We start from the raw sequence: 14,590 nt of genomic DNA, 5'->3' as shown, positions 1-14,590 counted from the left end.
TCCGCCCTGAACAACGACAACGAGGCGGCGGCCCCGGCCGCGCCAGTGGAGCCACAGATGCAGATCACCTCACAGACCCCCTTTATCGGACTGGGCGTGGCGGGCAACTTCGCCGGTCACCTGGAGCAGGCAGGGGAGGCGGCGGACTTCGTCGCCGTCAAGGTTGACGACAAGGTCGCCCCTAAGGCGCTGTTCCCCTTCTATGTGCCGAACCATCCCGGCCAGCTCGGGGTCTTTCCCCTGAGCGGCGATGCCATCTTCCTGCCGGAGGCGGCGGTGAGCGGGGACGAGAAGGTGCAGATTGAACCCGAGGTGGCACTGTGGTGCGAGCTGGAGTACGCGGGGGAGCAGGTGGTGGCCATCCATCCCAAGGCGTTTGGCGCCTACAACGACTGCTCCATCCGTCGCCCCAATGCCAAAAAGATCAGCGAGAAGAAGAACTGGGGTGAAGAGAGCAAGGGGCTGGCCGCGAACCTGCTGCCCCTGACCCACTTTGCCGCAGGATGCGAGCTCGATGACTACCGCATCGCCTGCTATCTGGAGCGGGACGGGGAGCTGCACCCCTACGGGATCGACAGCGCGGCGGTGGACTACAGCTACTTCCACGGTCAGTTGCTGGCGTGGGCCATCGACAAGTTCAACCATCAGCAGGACGAAGGCCCGGCCGAGCATATCCAGGGGCTGCTGGCCCAGGCGGGGCGCCCGGCCCATGCGCTCATCAGCATTGGCGCCACCCGCTACACCCCCTTTGGCGAGACCCACTTCCTCGCTCCCGGTGACACCGCCTGCGTGGTGGTCTACCCCGCCAGTCGCTACAGCGAGAGCGACATTCGCGAAGCCATCGCGACCCGCCGCGTTGGCGCCGATGTCTCTGTCCTGCTCCAGGCGGTCAAGACCCGTTGATCGCGATGCCTTCCCAACCTGGGGAGGCATCTTCTTTCTCTATTATGCCTGCGCACACTCCATGCTGGCGTCATGCATGATCAGCCGAAAGAGGAGTGGCAGATCAGGTGGGTTGCCATGGTGGTGATCAGAGAGTGCAGGGAGCAGGATCTGGCGGCTTGCTCAGCCTTTACGCCGAGCTCAGACCACGGGATCCCGTGATGCCGCTTTCCATGGCGAGGGAGACGCTCGCGAGCCTGCTGGCCAGGCCCGAGGTGCGGATCATCGCGGCGAAGGTGGGCGGTGAGCTCGCCGCCACCTGCCAGCTCGGGGTGATCCCGACCCTGAGCAACGGCGGCAGGCCCTTTGGCATCATAGAGCACGTGGTAACGGCCTCTGCGTTCCGACGCCAGGGGCTGAGCCAGAAGGTGCTTGAACAGGCGCTCTCCCTGGCCTGGGGGCTGGATGGCTACAAGGTGATGCTGCTCTCGGGGGAAGGGCGCGATGAAGCCCATCGCCTCTATGAGAAGCTGGGCTTCAAGGCGGGCATCGAGAAGGGGTTTGTCATCAAGCAGGCAGAGGCCCAGGGCTGCACCTTGACGAGGTTCGGCCCCAAGGCTTAGCATCGGCGCTTTTGCCATAAATTGAGCCAGCAATTCATGAAGATAGAACCAGCACAAACCGAGGATTACCCGGCCCTGATCGCTCTCTGGGAGGCCTCGGTACGCGCTACCCATCACTTCCTGCAAGAGGAAGACATCGCCACCCTCAAGCCTCTCATCCTCGAACACTATTTCGATGCCGTGCGCCTTTATTGCGCCAGGCAGGATGGCGTGATCGTCGGTTTTATCGGGGTGGCTGAGGGCAATATCGAGATGCTGTTCATCGCTCCCGAGGCGAGAGGGGGCGGGGTCGGCCGCCAGCTGGTGGACCACGCCATCCGTTGTCTGGGGGCGACTCGCGTGGACGTCAACGAACAGAATGCCCAGGCTGTCGGCTTCTACCAGCACCTGGGCTTCGAGGTGACGGGGCGCTCCCCCCTGGATGGCCAGGGCAAGCCCTATCCGCTGCTGCACATGGCCTTGGCCGCCGGTTAAGGGCGCCAGAGCATAAAAAACCGCCCGAGGGCGGTTTTTTGTTGTTCAGGAGGTTTGGCTCGCGCCTCCTCACTCCTCGCTGGAGTTGTCCTGATAGTCGCCCCGCTGGGCCTTGGGGAGACGGCGCATAGGGGCGAAACCGATGTCCTCGCCCACCACTTCCCGCTTGCGGGACTTGTTTTGCGCAGGCTGGGCAGGCTTCTTGGCGCCATCCCCTTTGCCTTTCCCGGCGGCGGGCTTGCCCTTGGCGTTGGCATGGCCACGGGCGCGGGGCGGGTTTTGCACCGGCTTGCTGCCCGGCAGGGTCTGGCGGCTCGGCTTGCCGCTCGGCTCGTATCCTTCCAGGATCTCCACGGTCAGGGATTGGCCGATCAGCGCCTCGATCTCCTTGAGCTGACCCAGCTCGTCCTGGCTCACCAGAGAGATGGCCTCGCCGCCACGCCCGGCGCGGCCGGTGCGGCCAATGCGGTGGATGTAATCCTCCGCCATCTGGGGCAGCTCGAAGTTGATCACGTGGGGCAGCTGATCGATGTCCAGGCCGCGAGCGGCGATGTCGGTGGCAACCAGCACCCGCACCTTGCCTTCACGAAAATCCGCCAGCGCCCGGTTGCGGGCCCCCTGGCTCTTGTCACCGTGGATGGCGACCGTATCCAGGCCATCTTTCTGCATTTGCTGGGCGAGCCTGTCGGCAATCTGCTTGGTGCGCACGAACACCAGCACCCGCTGCCAGTTGCCACGGCCAATCATGTGGGAGAGCATCTCCCGGCGGCGCTCCCGATCGACCTGGATGATGCGTTGGCTTACCTGCTCTGCGGCGGTGTTGCTGGGATCCACCTCGATGAGGGTGGGATCCTTGAGCAGATCGTCCGCCAGCGCCTTGATGTCATTGGAGAAGGTGGCGGAGAAGAGCAGGGTCTGACGCTCCTCCGGCAGGGCCTTCATGATGCGGCGAATGTCGGTGATGAACCCCATGTCGAGCATTCTGTCCGCTTCATCCAGCACCAGTACCTCGAGGGCGCTCAGGGTCAGGGCGCCCTGGGTCAGCAGATCCAGCAGGCGGCCCGGGGTGGCGACCAGGATGTCGACCCCGAGCTTGATGGCGTCCAGGTTCGGCTTGATGCTGACGCCGCCATAGGCGATCAGGGTACGAAACGGCAGGTGGTGGGCATATTTGATGATGCTCTCGCCCACCTGGGCGGCCAGCTCCCGGGTCGGGGTCAGCACCAGGGCTCGCACCTGGCGACGACCGCCACGACCGTGGTTGGCCAGCAGTCGATGAAGCATGGGCAGGGTGAAACCGGCCGTCTTGCCCGTGCCTGTCTGGGCGCCGCCCAGCACGTCCTGCCCGGCCAGGATGGCGGGAATGGCTTGCTGCTGGATGGGGGTGGGTTGTGCGTAACCCAGCTCCTTGACGGCCCGCAGGATGTGCGGTGACAGACCCAGTTCATTGAATGACATGTTCGAGGGACACTCCGAGCCTTGGGCTCAACGGGTGACGGCAGCCTTGGTCCGTCACGACATGGAAAATAGGGTGGGTCGCCATCGAGGCTGGGCCTGAGCCCGGCAAGGCGACCGCACAAGAGAACAGTGGGCGCGTAATATAGCAGATGCGAGTCGCACGCGCAGCAGCCGTGTCGCAAGCGGGGTACCCCGGCAGGGAAAGGCCAGAGGCTGCGAAGGGGGCCGGGTTCGCCTCGGCGCACGCCCGTCAGAGCAGTCCCTCGATGGCCTGCACCAGATCCTCCGGCCTGGTCTGGGGGGCGAAGCGGTCCACCACCCGGCCTTCACGGTCAATCAGGAACTTGGTGAAGTTCCACTTGATGGCCTCGCTGCCAAGGAGCCCGGGCTTTTGCTCCTTGAGCCAGCGATAGAGGGGGTGGGCCCCGGCGCCGTTGACCTCGCATTTGGCCATCAGGGGGAAGCTGACCGGGTAGTCGAGAGAGCAGAAGCGGGCGATCTCCTCGGCATCGCCCGGCTCCTGATGGCCAAACTGATCGCAGGGAAAGCCCAGGATCTCGAAGCCTTGGGGGCCGAACTGGCGATAGAGGGCCTCAAGCCCGGTGTATTGGGGGGTAAAACCGCAGCGGCTTGCCACGTTGACCACCAGCACGACACGGCCCTGCAGATCGGCGGTGGACCAGGCCGTGCCATCGAGTCGTTGCAGGGGGATGAGGGGCAGGGGCATGGTTTCTCCTGATGCAAGAGGGGCGACAAGGCGCCCGGGGGACAATCCTTGCACGTTAACGGGCCGAGGGCCGGGGAGCAAGGGGGAGGGCGTCTGTGCCCCCCAGACTCCTATTGATGGCGGGACTTCTCAAGAGAAGCAATCCGGTTTGTGCCGATGGTCCGAAGTCGCTACAAAGCGCACTCTCTCCCCTCGCTGTGAGCCTATCTTGGACTATCAAGCCGTCATGGATGCCATCTACACCCGGGGTTGGGTGATAGTGGATGATTTTTTAACCGCCGCCGAGGTGGATGCCCTCAAGGCTTGCCTGCCGGACGAGTGGCGACCGGCGGGGATCGGGCGCGAGACCCTGCATCAGGACAACCGCGATATCCGTCGGGATCAGATCCACTGGCTCGACGCCTCCCTCGGCGCGCCGGTGGCCGACTATCTGGCCCGGATGGAGTCCCTGCGTCTGGCCGCCAATCGCAGCCTGATGCTGGGGCTGTTCGACTACGAGGCCCACTTTGCCCGCTACCGTCAGGGGGACTTCTACGCCACCCATCGCGACGCCTTCGCCGGGCGATCCAACCGCCGGCTCACCTCGGTGTTCTACCTGAACAACGACTGGCAGCCAGAGGCGGGGGGAATATTGCGGGTCTATGACGACAGCGAGCAGTTTCTGATGGATGTCTCCCCCCGGGGCGGGCGGCTGGTGCTCTTCCTGTCTGAAGAGTTTCCCCACGAGGTGCTGCCCGCAAGCCGGGAGCGCTACAGCATTGCCGGCTGGTTTCGGGTCAACGGCAATGGCGCCGGGCGGGTCGATCCCCCCCGCTGAGCGCATTTCATCCTGTTTCTGACACAGGAAGAGACTTTTATCTGCCCGGGCAGGGGGAGGTGCGCCCCATCGGCTGACAAGGCTTCCCCTCCCTTGCTACACTGCCCGCACTTATGTTCGTTTCTGGCTTCGTCCGGTTTTCATGCGGTTGGGTTTGACATGGTGATGACGAAGCCGCTTCTCCCAAGGGATCACATCTAATGAAGAACATGCATGTCTTGCTGCTGTGCGGCGGTGGCGGCTCCGAGCACGAAGTCTCGCTGCGCAGCGCCAATTTCCTCGAAAAACAGCTTGGGCTCCTGCCCGGTATCGAAGTGACCCGGGTCGAGATGTTTGCCGACCGCTGGCTCTCCGCCGACGGTCGCGAGTGCAAGCTGGGGCTGGACAAGCTGCTCTCGTTCGACAGCGTGGCCCGTCCGGTGGACTACGTGGTGCCCTGCATCCACGGCTATCCCGGTGAGACCGGCGATCTGCAATCCTTCCTCGAGCTGGCCGGCCTGCCTTATCTGGGTTGTGACGCCGAGGCGAGCAAGGTGTGCTTCAACAAGATCACCACCAAGCTGTGGCTCACCGCCATCGGCATCCCCAATACCCCCTACCTGTTCCTGACCGAGCAGGGCGAGGCGAGCCTGATCGAGGCGAAAGCGGCGCTGGCCAAGTGGGGCAAGGTCTTCATCAAGGCGGCCTCCCAGGGCTCTTCCGTGGGTTGCTACTCCGCCAGCAACGAGGCAGACCTGGTGAAGGGCATTGCCGATGCCTTCGGTTACTCCGAGCAGGTATTGATCGAAAAAGCGGTCAAGCCCCGCGAGCTGGAAGTGGCGGTCTACCAGTATGGTGACGAGCTGGTGGCCACCTATCCGGGGGAGATCTGCGTACCCCAGGACAAGTTCTACACCTATGAAGAGAAGTACAGCAGTGCCAGTCACACCGAGACCGCGCTCAAGGCCGAGGGACTGACTCAGGCGCAGGCTGACGCCATTCACGAGTACGCGCTCAAGGCGTTCCGTCAGCTCAAGCTGACCCACCTGTCGCGCATCGACTTCTTCCTGACCGAAGAGGGGGAGATTTTGCTCAACGAGATCAACACCTTCCCGGGCATGACCTCCATCTCCATGTTCCCGAAACTGCTGGAGCACCACGGCCACAGCTTCGCGCACTATCTGGAGCAGATCCTGCGAAAGGCGGTCTGACGTCGCCAGACCCGGTTGCAACGGATGGTGAGTAGGGGCCTCAGGGCCCCTTTTTTCATGGGGGCGAGGCGGGCAGAACGCGGGGAGGGAAGGGGGCAGGGCGCCGCCTGGCAAGCCTTGCCGCCAGGAGGGCGCGCCGTTACAATCAGCCCCCTTTTGTCCCGCCACAGGCACCGTCAGAGCCGCGTTCCATGAAGCCCATCCCCGATCACGCCGTCAACCGCCTGCGCATCTGGCGCAAGAGCGTCTCGACCCGACCCTTTCTTGCCCGTGGCGGCAGCGTGCCACGCTGCGATGCCTGCCAGCTGCGCCACGACTGGTGTGCCTGCGACTGGCGCCCGGCGCTCAAGGCCGAGGCCGGTTTCTGCCTCATGATGTATGACAGCGAGCCCATGAAGCCCTCCAACACCGGGCGCCTCATCGCCGACGTGCTGCCGGATTCCACTTGGGCCTTTCTCTGGTCGCGTACCGAACCCCATCCCGAGCTGCTGGCCCTGCTGGCGGATCCCGCCTGGCAGCCCTACGTGGTCTTTCCCGCCTGCGAAAAAGCGCCCGACCGCCTGACCGGCGAGGTGGTACTGGCCCCCGGCAAGAAGCCGCTGTTCATCCTGCTGGACGGCACCTGGCCCGAGGCGCGCAAGATGTTCAACAAGAGTCCCTATCTGGACAGCTTCCCTGTGCTCGCCATCAAGCCGGACGCGCTCTCTACCTACGGTATGCGCGTCGCCCACAGCGACGAGCACCTGTGCACCGCCGAGGTGGCCGCCTGCGTGCTGGAAGTGGCCGGGGAGCTACGGGTGGGGCAGGCGCTGCAGCTCTGGTTCAATCTCTTTAGCAGCCGCTACATGGCTGGCCGGGTAAGCCGTGCGCCCGGTGCGGATGAAGCGCCCCTGCTGGAGGGGCTGGAGGCCATCAAGGGCCAGAGCCGCGCTCTGGATTAATTCTCAGCAGCCGCTACATGGCTGGCCGGGAAAGCCGTGCTCCCGGCGCTGATGAAGCACCCCTGCTGCAGGGGCTGGAGGCCATCAAGGGCCAGAGCCGTGCTCTGGATTAATCCTCATCAGCAGCCGCTACATGGCTGGCCGGGTAAGCCGTGCTCCCGGTGCGGATGAAGCGCCCGTGCTGGAGGGGCTGGCGGTTATCAAAGCCCAGAGCTGCGCTCTGGATTAATCCTCATCAGCAGCCGCTACATGGCTGGCCGGGTAAGCCGTGCGCCCGGCGCTGATGAAGCGCCCCTGTTGCAGGGGGTGGCGGTTATCAAAGCACAGACCCTCTCGCACGCTGATTGATGAAAATAAGGAATTAGTTGGCTGCCATTGTTTCGTTGGCTTCATGAGCCTGCCCTCGCTAGGATAGCGACCTGTTGACTCCTTCAGGCTCCAGGCCATGCCGGGCGCCGCCAATCACACGAGGTCTATGGATGGAACTGGAACTGCTCACCCTGGTCGCCCTGTTCGGGGTGGCCCTCATCGCCGGCTTTATCGATGCCATCGCCGGGGGCGGGGGACTCTTGACGGTGCCGGCCCTGCTGGCCACCGGCATGCCGCCAGCCCTGGTGCTTGGCACCAACAAGTTGCAGAGCAGTTTCGGTTCTTTCTCCGCCACCTGGTTCTATGCCCGCAAGGGGCTCCTTGAGTGGGCCATCATCTGGCCGGCGGTCATCTGCACCTTCATCGGGGCGGCCATCGGCACCCTGGCGGTGCAGACCATCGATGCCGCCATCCTGGAGCGGCTGCTCCCCTTCCTGCTGATGGCGTTTGCCTGCTACTTCTACTTCTCCCCCAGGGTGAGCGATGCGGAGAGCCAGCGCCGCCTCACCCCCATGGCGTTCGCCCTGCTGGTGGGCGGGGGCGTGGGCTTTTATGACGGCTTCTTCGGGCCGGGCACGGGGTCGTTTTTTGCCATCGGTTTCGTGGCCCTGGCGGGCTTTGGCATGGCGCGGGCCACCGCCCACACCAAGCTGCTCAACTTCACCTCCAACATCGCTTCCCTGCTCTTCTTCACCCTGGGGGGCAAGGTGGTGTGGAGCGTGGGGCTGTGCATGGCGCTGGGGCAGTTCATCGGGGCGCGCATGGGCTCCAAGCTGGTGCTCAAAAAAGGGGTGAAGCTCATCAAGCCGCTGCTGGTGACCGTCTCCCTGGTGATGTCCGCCAAGCTGGTGTGGAGCCAGTACCCCGAGCTCTTTGCCTGGTTGGACTGAGCCGGTCCCCCCCCATGACGAGGGCCCGATCGCAGATCGGGCCCTCTTGCGTTTCAGCCCTGTGCCGTCAGTTGCCGGAAATGGGCTTGCAGCGCCTGCACCAGGCGGGCGATGCGATCGCGCTTGAGGCTGTTTGGCCGATAGACCAGGTGGAGCGGGCGGCCCAGCCCCGGCAGGGGGCGTGCCTGTGTCCCCTGCTCACCCACCAGCGCCAGCAGGCCGGCGGGCAGGAGCACGGGGCCAATGCCTGCCTTGGCCAGTTCGATCAGCGCCAGGTAGGAATCGAGCTCCATGGCGGGGATAAGCCCGAGGGCGGCCAGGGGCTCGCGCAGATAGCGGTTGGAGGGGTTCTCCAGATCCATGGTCAGGATCTTGCGCACCTTGCCCTGCATCCCCTTACTCACGTCGCCTTCAGCCAGTTGCTTGCTGGTCACAGTTTCTTGCAAGGTGCCCTGGTGATCCGGCTGCGCCGCCTCATCCAGAGCGTCCCCCACCAGATAGAAGGGCTCCTCCAGCAGCCGTTCAGCACACAGCCCATGGCCCGGCGGCAGGCGACCGGCGCAGATCCCGAGCAGGGCATCCCCGCCGCGCACCCGGGCCAGAATGACCGGGGTGTGGTGGGTAGAGAGGGCAATGTGGGGATCCCGTTCAAGGTAGGCGTGCATGAAGCGGGCGAGGTAGCCCGCCAGCAGGGTTTCGGAGCAGGCGATGGACAGAGGGGTCTGATCCGTGAGGATCTGGCTGTCCGCCAGCACCCCCTTCATTTCGGCGAGGCTCGGGGCTACCCGGGCGAGCAGTTCACGGGCCTGGGGAGTGAGGCGGATATGACGGCCATCCGGCTCGATGAGCTTCTTGCCAAGGCGCTGCTCCAGCTGGGCGATGCGCTTGCTGACCGCCGACTGACTGATATAGAGGCGGCTTGCAACCTTGGCCATGGTGCCCTCGCTTGCCAGCAGGCAGAGTGTCTCCAGCCCTTCCAGTAACATGCGTCCTCCCTCCTCGTGTGTTGGACGCGGTTACCTTAGGGGCTGGTGGCATCAGGGGCAAGTACCGTTTGCGGCCCTTGATAGCGGCCAGCGCCACGCCTTGACGGGGGGCGCGAAGATCACCAGGTTGCCGATGAGGCTCACCACCACGCCGACGATGGAGACCGTTTGCCAGACAAAGCCTTCATAGAAGGTGGAGAGGGTGAGGGCCACCAGGGGGAAGAGCACGGTGGCGTAGGCCGCCTTGCTGGCACCGATGCGCCCCACCAGGGTGAGGTAGGCGGTGAAGGCGATGACGGAGCCGAAGATGGCCAGATAGACCATGGCGGCGAGGTAGCGCGGGTCGGTGGGCAGGGTGAGTGACTGACCGAGTACAGTGACCCAGCCCAGCAGCAGCGCCACGCCGTAGACCATGCCCCAGGGTACCATCTGCAATACGTGATAGCCCTGGCGCTGTCCCCGGGCAGAGACCAGGTTGCCCAGGGAGAAGCAGAGGGTGCCGGCGCAGGCAAAGAGCAAGCCCTTCCAGCCGTTTGCACCCAGTTGCGCATCCGCCAGCACCGGCCAGAAGAGCAGCAGGGTGCCAAGCAGCCCCAGCAACGATCCTTGCAGCCAGCGCAGGCCCGGTCGTTTACCCTCGAACAGCCAGAGATTGAGGCCGTTGAAGATGCTGGCGCTGGCGAAAATCACCGCCGACAGACCGCTCGGGATATAGAGGGTGGCGTGGTAGAAACAGAGGAAGTTGGTGGAAAAGAGCAACGCGCCGAGCAGGGCAGCATAACGCTGGCCCGCCCAGGGCAGTCGCGGAAACTTGCCGCTCACCGTGAGCAGGGCGAACAGGGCCAGGGCCGCCAGGGCGAAACGATAGAGCACCGAGACCTCGATGGGGATGGGGCCGAGCTGCCAGGCGATGGCAATCCAGGTGCTGCCCCAGATGAGGACGGTGGAAACATAGAGCATCAGATTCATGGTGTGATCCCATCAAGAGAAGATGATGTGATCAGCATGAACCGTGAGGCGGGGTGCCGGCTTGCACCATCTTGCGGTTTTTTCAACGGAGGCGCAGCCTTTGACCATGAGGCGCGATAAGATGGCGACAGGAAAGGGGCGGCAAGTGCCAGAGAGGGAGGCAAGCGTGCAGCATGCCATGCAGCAGACAAGACAGGCGGGGGTCTTTGATGCCCTGGTGAGCACCGGTGCCAGACTGGAGGACTCCTGCTGGCTGGAGCCCGGGCTCGGGGTGGCGAGCTGGTGCAACCGCTACGATCAGACCCGCTACCACAAGCCGGGCAACCACACCATCAGTGTTTACCTGCAGGGGGGCGAGCAGACCGAGCGGCTGGACGGCCCCGGTGGCCATGGCGGTGCGGGCAAGGTGTGCATCATGCCGGATCACCACAGGTCCGAGTGGCTGGTGCGCGAGGAGTTTCGCTTCTTCCACCTCTACTTTACCCCCGCCCACTTCACCCGTATCGCCGAACAGGCGTGCGACAAGGAGGGGCGTCATCTGCAACTGGAAGACAAGACCTTCATCGACGATCCCCAGGCGGCGGCCCTGGTGCAGGGGCAATTGATGAAGCTGGACTGGCAGCACGGCATCGATCGCATGGCGCTCTCCCACGGCGCCTGGATGCTGATGCTGCACGCCTATCGCCATCACACCCGCGAGGCCCCGGCGCTGCCGGAGGTGCGCGGCGGCCTGGCCCCCGCCGTGGTGCGCCGTGTACAGGAGTATCTGCAGGCTCACCTGGCCGAGCCTGTCACCCTGGGAGAGCTCGCGCGGGAGGCGGGTCTGAGCGAATACCACTTCGCCCGGATGTTCGGGCAGAGCCTGGGCTGTCCGCCCCACCGCTACCTGCTCGGGCTGCGGCTCAAGCGGGCCAAGCAGTTGCTGGCGGGAAGCGAGCCCCTGGCCAGCATCGCCGCCCAGTGCGGCTTCTCCTCCCAGGCCCATTTTGGCAACCGCTTTCGGGAGGCGTTCGGCCTGAGCCCGGGCCAGTGGCGAGCCCAGTTGTCATTCTCCTGTCACAGATAACCCTGAGACTCTGGGCAAAAGAGGTGTACCCTCTGTCTCTTGTCCATTGAAAGGAATGCCCATTGAATCATCGCAAACGTCAGACTCGTACTCGCCATCTCTGGTTCAACCACTGGAATGCCCCCCTCTATCGCGCCACCCAGCCGACGCCGCCCGAACCGCTCGTTCCTCACAGTTCCCGCTGAAAACGCCCTAACCCGATAGGATTTTTCCGGCAACTTTGCCACTATTGCGCCATCAGGATGGACTGGATATGGCCGCATGTTTCTGGAACGCATTGAAGTCAAAGGTTTTCGCGGAATAAATCGCCTCTCCCTCGGGCTGGACAACACCACTGTGCTCATCGGCGAAAACGCCTGGGGCAAATCCAGCCTGCTGCGGGCCCTCTGGTGCCTGCTGGGGGATGCCGAGCCCTATCAATTTGGTCAGGATGATTTTCACCGGCCCGAAGATCCCGAGCTCGAACCCTCGCGCACGCTGCAACTGGTGCTCACCTTCAGCGAGTATCGTCCCCAGATGTGCCAGCACTCCCGCCGTCTGGCCCGCCTCGGGGCGGCCTGGATCCCCCACAAGGACAAGTTCCACCGGGTGCATTATCGTGCCAGTGCCGAGTTGCAGGACGATGGCAGCGTGCTCACCACCCACGACTTTCTCGACGGCATCGGCAAGAGCCTGGCCATCGACAACAACGAGGCGCTGGTGCGTCTGCTCATTACCATGAACCCGGTGTTCAGGCTGCGGGATGCCCGTACCGCCCGGGAGGGCATCGAGCGGCTGCCCTGGGGGGATCTGTGCGAGCAGCGGCTGGACGAGCTGGCCGGCAAGCTCACCGACGAGCCCCAGCGCATCGGCGAGCCTGAACTTAAGGAGGCGCTGCAGGCGGTGCAGCAGTTGATGGAGCACTACTTCAGCGCTTTGGCTCCCATCAAGCACAAGCCTCGCAGCCAGCGGGATATCGTCAATCGCCCCATGACCCTGCGCAATCCCGGCAACCTGCAGGTGCTGCTGCGCAATGCGGACAACCGGGCGCTGCAACTGGCCATGGCGGGCATGGCGGCCATGCTGCTCCACGCCCGGGGCAACCGGGAGCTGGAGGAGGGGGCCAGACCCATACTGATGCTGGAAGACCCCGAGAGCCGCCTGCATCCCACCATGCTGGCCCTGGCCTGGGGTCTGCTGGAGCAGTTGCCCGGCCAGAAGCTGCTCACCACCAACTCGGGGGACCTGCTCTCCTCCTTGCCCCTCAATCAGGTGCGCCGTCTGGTGCGCCGCCAGCAGGACATCCTCTGCCATCAGTTGGGAGGGGAGCGCTACAGCAGCGACGACCTGCGCAAGATTGCCTTCCATGTGCGCATCAACAGGCCCATGTCGATGTTTGCCCGCTGCTGGTTGCTGGTGGAAGGGGAGACCGAGATCTGGCTGCTCTCGGAGCTGGCCCAGATCTGCGGCTACAGCCTGCGGGCGGAGGGGGTGCGCATCATCGAGTTCGCCCAGTGCGGCCAGGCTCCTCTCATCAAGGTGGCCCGGGACTTCGGCATAGAGTGGCACCTGCTCACCGACGGTGACGAGGCGGGCGCCAAATATGCGAGCTCCGCCCGCTCCCTGCTCAAGGGGGAGCGCGAGCGGGATCGGCTGACCCAGTTGCCGGCGGCAGACATAGAGCACTACCTCTACCAGAACGGGTTCGAGGGGGTGTTCCGGCGCGAGGCGGGGGTCGGGGGGCGCTCCACCCTCAACGCCGGGCGCATCATCGCCAAGGCGATCCACCATCGCAGCAAGCCAGGCATGGCCCTGGCGGTGGTGGAGGAGGCGGAGCGCCTCGGCAGCGAGCACATTCCCCCTGTGCTCAAGCAGATGTTTGCCCGGGTGGTCGCCCTTGCCCGGGGACAAAGCTGACCGGCGACGTTGGGAAGACGGGGGGAGTTTGGATATACTCCCTGCCTCTTGTCCTTCCTTACCCTGTGACGGGTGCACCCGCACCCGGACTGCTGCCGGAGACCCTATGTTCGTCCAACTTCCTTTTTGGCTCTTTCCCCTGACCGGTCTGATGGCCCTGGGGGCCCTGATCGCCGTGGGACTCGTCCTGTGGCGCGGGGATCTCTGCCCGGGCCAGCGCTCGCGGATCACTACCCAGCTCTTCTCGGTCTGGGTGATCACCGGGCTCTCTCTGATGCTGGCGGTGGAGGCCAAGGTTGCGGGCTGGCTCATCTGGAGTGGGGGGGCCGCCCTGGTGCTCGGTATCGTGCTCTCCCTGCTTCAGTCTCGCCTGGAGGGCAAGCGCGCCATCCCCGCCACCCTGCTGTGGTTGCCCGCCATGCCGCTCGCCCTCTACGGACTGGGTCTGATGCAGATCCAGGGCTGGCTCGGCGGCCTGCTGCAGATGGTGCTGCTGGGGTCGGCCTTTGCCCACCTGATGCTGCTGCGTGCCCGCCACCGCCTGCAAGCCTTCAATCTGCTGCTGCCCCTGGCGGGGCTGGTCTCCGCCATCCTGAGTCTTATCTGGCTGGCGGTGCTGGTGGGTTGGCAGGGGAGCAGCGCCGGGCTCGACCCGCTGATCCCCGGGGTAGTGACCCAGGCCGGCCTGCTGGTCGCAGCCCTGCTGCTCTGGTTCAGCCCCATCTACCGTCAGCAGGAGACGGCCCCCGTGGTGGTCTCCGTGACCCTGTGCGGCCTCATCATCGCCCAGATTGCGGCGACCAGCGTGTTGCACCAGCTGGCCTGATCCCGGCGCATCCTTCCGCCCGCACCTTGTCGCGCGGGCTTTTTTTATGGCAAAGAGGGGCAAGGCGGGGAGGGGCCTGAGGGGGAAGAGATCGTTAGCTGCCTGAAAAAACTGCGATTTGTTGCAAAAGAGCGCAGTATGTGACGGTTTAATCCCCGAATAAACTTTTTTTAGGATATTTACTTGCAATCTCAGCGTTGGCGCCTATTATGGGCGACCTCGGACGCGGGGTGGAGCAGCTCGGTAGCTCGTCGGGCTCATAACCCGAAGGTCGTCGGTTCAAATCCGGCCCCCGCAACCAACCATTTGTGTCCATGGCAAGCGCATAGCGCAGCGGTGGAGACGAAGACAGCAAGAAGCAACTGCTCTGCTTTTTGTGGTGGCAATACAATTCGGACGCGGGGTGGAGCAGCTCGGTAGCTCGTCGGGCTCATAACCCGAAGGTCGTCGGTTCAAATCCGGCCCCCGCAACCAAC

General features: G+C 64.3%; 14 protein-coding genes, 2 tRNA genes and 1 pseudogene. 13 read left to right on the top strand and 4 right to left on the bottom strand.

Going from position 1 to position 14,590, the window contains the following annotated elements; genetic code table 11:
* Positions 1-57 precede the first annotated feature (57 nt).
* The 3 genes and pseudogenes from AB7E19_RS06465 (at position 58) to AB7E19_RS06455 (ending at position 1,979) form a co-directional block, all read left to right on the top strand.
* Positions 58-903 (top strand): DUF5718 family protein, encoded by an 846-nt coding sequence (locus tag AB7E19_RS06465; protein ID WP_069784645.1) that lies wholly within the window; start codon positions 58-60, stop codon positions 901-903.
* A gap of 117 nt (positions 904-1,020) precedes the next feature.
* Positions 1,021-1,505, top strand: a pseudogene (locus tag AB7E19_RS06460) (GNAT family N-acetyltransferase).
* Positions 1,506-1,541: 36 nt separating this feature from the next.
* Positions 1,542-1,979, top strand: a complete 438-nt coding sequence (locus tag AB7E19_RS06455) for an acetyltransferase (RefSeq protein ID WP_010674870.1) — start codon at positions 1,542-1,544, stop codon at positions 1,977-1,979.
* A gap of 69 nt (positions 1,980-2,048) precedes the next feature.
* On the opposite strand, the gene AB7E19_RS06450 is transcribed toward AB7E19_RS06455, so the two are convergent.
* Together AB7E19_RS06450 and AB7E19_RS06445 are read right to left on the bottom strand one after the other, a co-directional pair.
* Positions 2,049-3,437 (bottom strand): DEAD/DEAH box helicase, encoded by a 1,389-nt coding sequence (locus tag AB7E19_RS06450; RefSeq protein WP_336592122.1) that lies wholly within the window; start codon positions 3,435-3,437, stop codon positions 2,049-2,051.
* 250 nt (positions 3,438-3,687) lie between these two features.
* Positions 3,688-4,164: a glutathione peroxidase gene (locus AB7E19_RS06445; protein WP_039038588.1), complete on the bottom strand. Its 477-nt coding sequence runs from the start codon at positions 4,162-4,164 to the stop codon at positions 3,688-3,690.
* Positions 4,165-4,372: 208 nt separating this feature from the next.
* Here AB7E19_RS06445 and AB7E19_RS06440 point away from each other — a divergent pair, with 208 nt between their 5' ends.
* The 4 genes from AB7E19_RS06440 (at position 4,373) to AB7E19_RS06425 (ending at position 8,371) form a co-directional block, all read left to right on the top strand.
* Complete coding sequence (locus AB7E19_RS06440; protein ID WP_041211488.1) at positions 4,373-4,981, top strand: 2OG-Fe(II) oxygenase; 609 nt, start codon at positions 4,373-4,375, stop codon at positions 4,979-4,981.
* A 200-nt stretch (positions 4,982-5,181) separates the two neighbouring features.
* Positions 5,182-6,171, top strand: coding sequence for a D-alanine--D-alanine ligase (locus AB7E19_RS06435; RefSeq protein WP_010674866.1), 990 nt, complete (start codon positions 5,182-5,184; stop codon positions 6,169-6,171).
* Positions 6,172-6,362: 191 nt separating this feature from the next.
* Positions 6,363-7,112, top strand: coding sequence for a tRNA-uridine aminocarboxypropyltransferase (locus AB7E19_RS06430; RefSeq protein ID WP_322131982.1), 750 nt, complete (start codon positions 6,363-6,365; stop codon positions 7,110-7,112).
* Between the two features lie 479 nt (positions 7,113-7,591).
* Positions 7,592-8,371 carry a TSUP family transporter gene (locus tag AB7E19_RS06425; protein WP_102948517.1) on the top strand — a complete coding sequence of 260 codons (780 nt, stop codon included), beginning with the start codon at positions 7,592-7,594 and terminating at the stop codon, positions 8,369-8,371.
* Between the two features lie 53 nt (positions 8,372-8,424).
* On the opposite strand, the gene AB7E19_RS06420 is transcribed toward AB7E19_RS06425, so the two are convergent.
* Together AB7E19_RS06420 and AB7E19_RS06415 are read right to left on the bottom strand one after the other, a co-directional pair.
* Positions 8,425-9,357, bottom strand: coding sequence for a LysR family transcriptional regulator (locus AB7E19_RS06420; protein ID WP_102948516.1), 933 nt, complete (start codon positions 9,355-9,357; stop codon positions 8,425-8,427).
* A 51-nt stretch (positions 9,358-9,408) separates the two neighbouring features.
* Positions 9,409-10,326, bottom strand: coding sequence for a DMT family transporter (locus tag AB7E19_RS06415; protein WP_041215090.1), 918 nt, complete (start codon positions 10,324-10,326; stop codon positions 9,409-9,411).
* Positions 10,327-10,504: 178 nt separating this feature from the next.
* On the opposite strand from AB7E19_RS06415, the gene AB7E19_RS06410 reads away from it, so the two are divergent.
* The 6 genes from AB7E19_RS06410 (at position 10,505) to AB7E19_RS06385 (ending at position 14,588) form a co-directional block, all read left to right on the top strand.
* The gene (locus tag AB7E19_RS06410) at positions 10,505-11,392 is read left to right on the top strand and encodes a helix-turn-helix domain-containing protein (protein WP_042016580.1); all 888 of its coding nucleotides are present in this window, start codon (positions 10,505-10,507) and stop codon (positions 11,390-11,392) included.
* Between the two features lie 62 nt (positions 11,393-11,454).
* Positions 11,455-11,577, top strand: a complete 123-nt coding sequence (locus AB7E19_RS06405; RefSeq protein WP_256094327.1) for a hypothetical protein — start codon at positions 11,455-11,457, stop codon at positions 11,575-11,577.
* Positions 11,578-11,653: 76 nt separating this feature from the next.
* Positions 11,654-13,288, top strand: a complete 1,635-nt coding sequence (locus tag AB7E19_RS06400) for an ATP-dependent endonuclease (protein ID WP_039038583.1) — start codon at positions 11,654-11,656, stop codon at positions 13,286-13,288.
* A gap of 106 nt (positions 13,289-13,394) precedes the next feature.
* Complete coding sequence (locus AB7E19_RS06395) at positions 13,395-14,114, top strand: hypothetical protein (protein ID WP_201888306.1); 720 nt, start codon at positions 13,395-13,397, stop codon at positions 14,112-14,114.
* 224 nt (positions 14,115-14,338) lie between these two features.
* Positions 14,339-14,415, top strand: a tRNA-Met gene (locus tag AB7E19_RS06390).
* A 96-nt stretch (positions 14,416-14,511) separates the two neighbouring features.
* A tRNA-Met gene (locus AB7E19_RS06385) sits at positions 14,512-14,588 on the top strand.
* Positions 14,589-14,590: the final 2 nt, after the last annotated feature.

Source organism: Aeromonas sp. (genome assembly GCF_050252055.1).
GTDB lineage: Bacteria > Pseudomonadota > Gammaproteobacteria > Enterobacterales > Aeromonadaceae > Aeromonas > Aeromonas caviae.
Note: the sequence above shows the minus strand (reverse complement) of the source record. Positions and strands in the feature narration are given on the sequence as shown.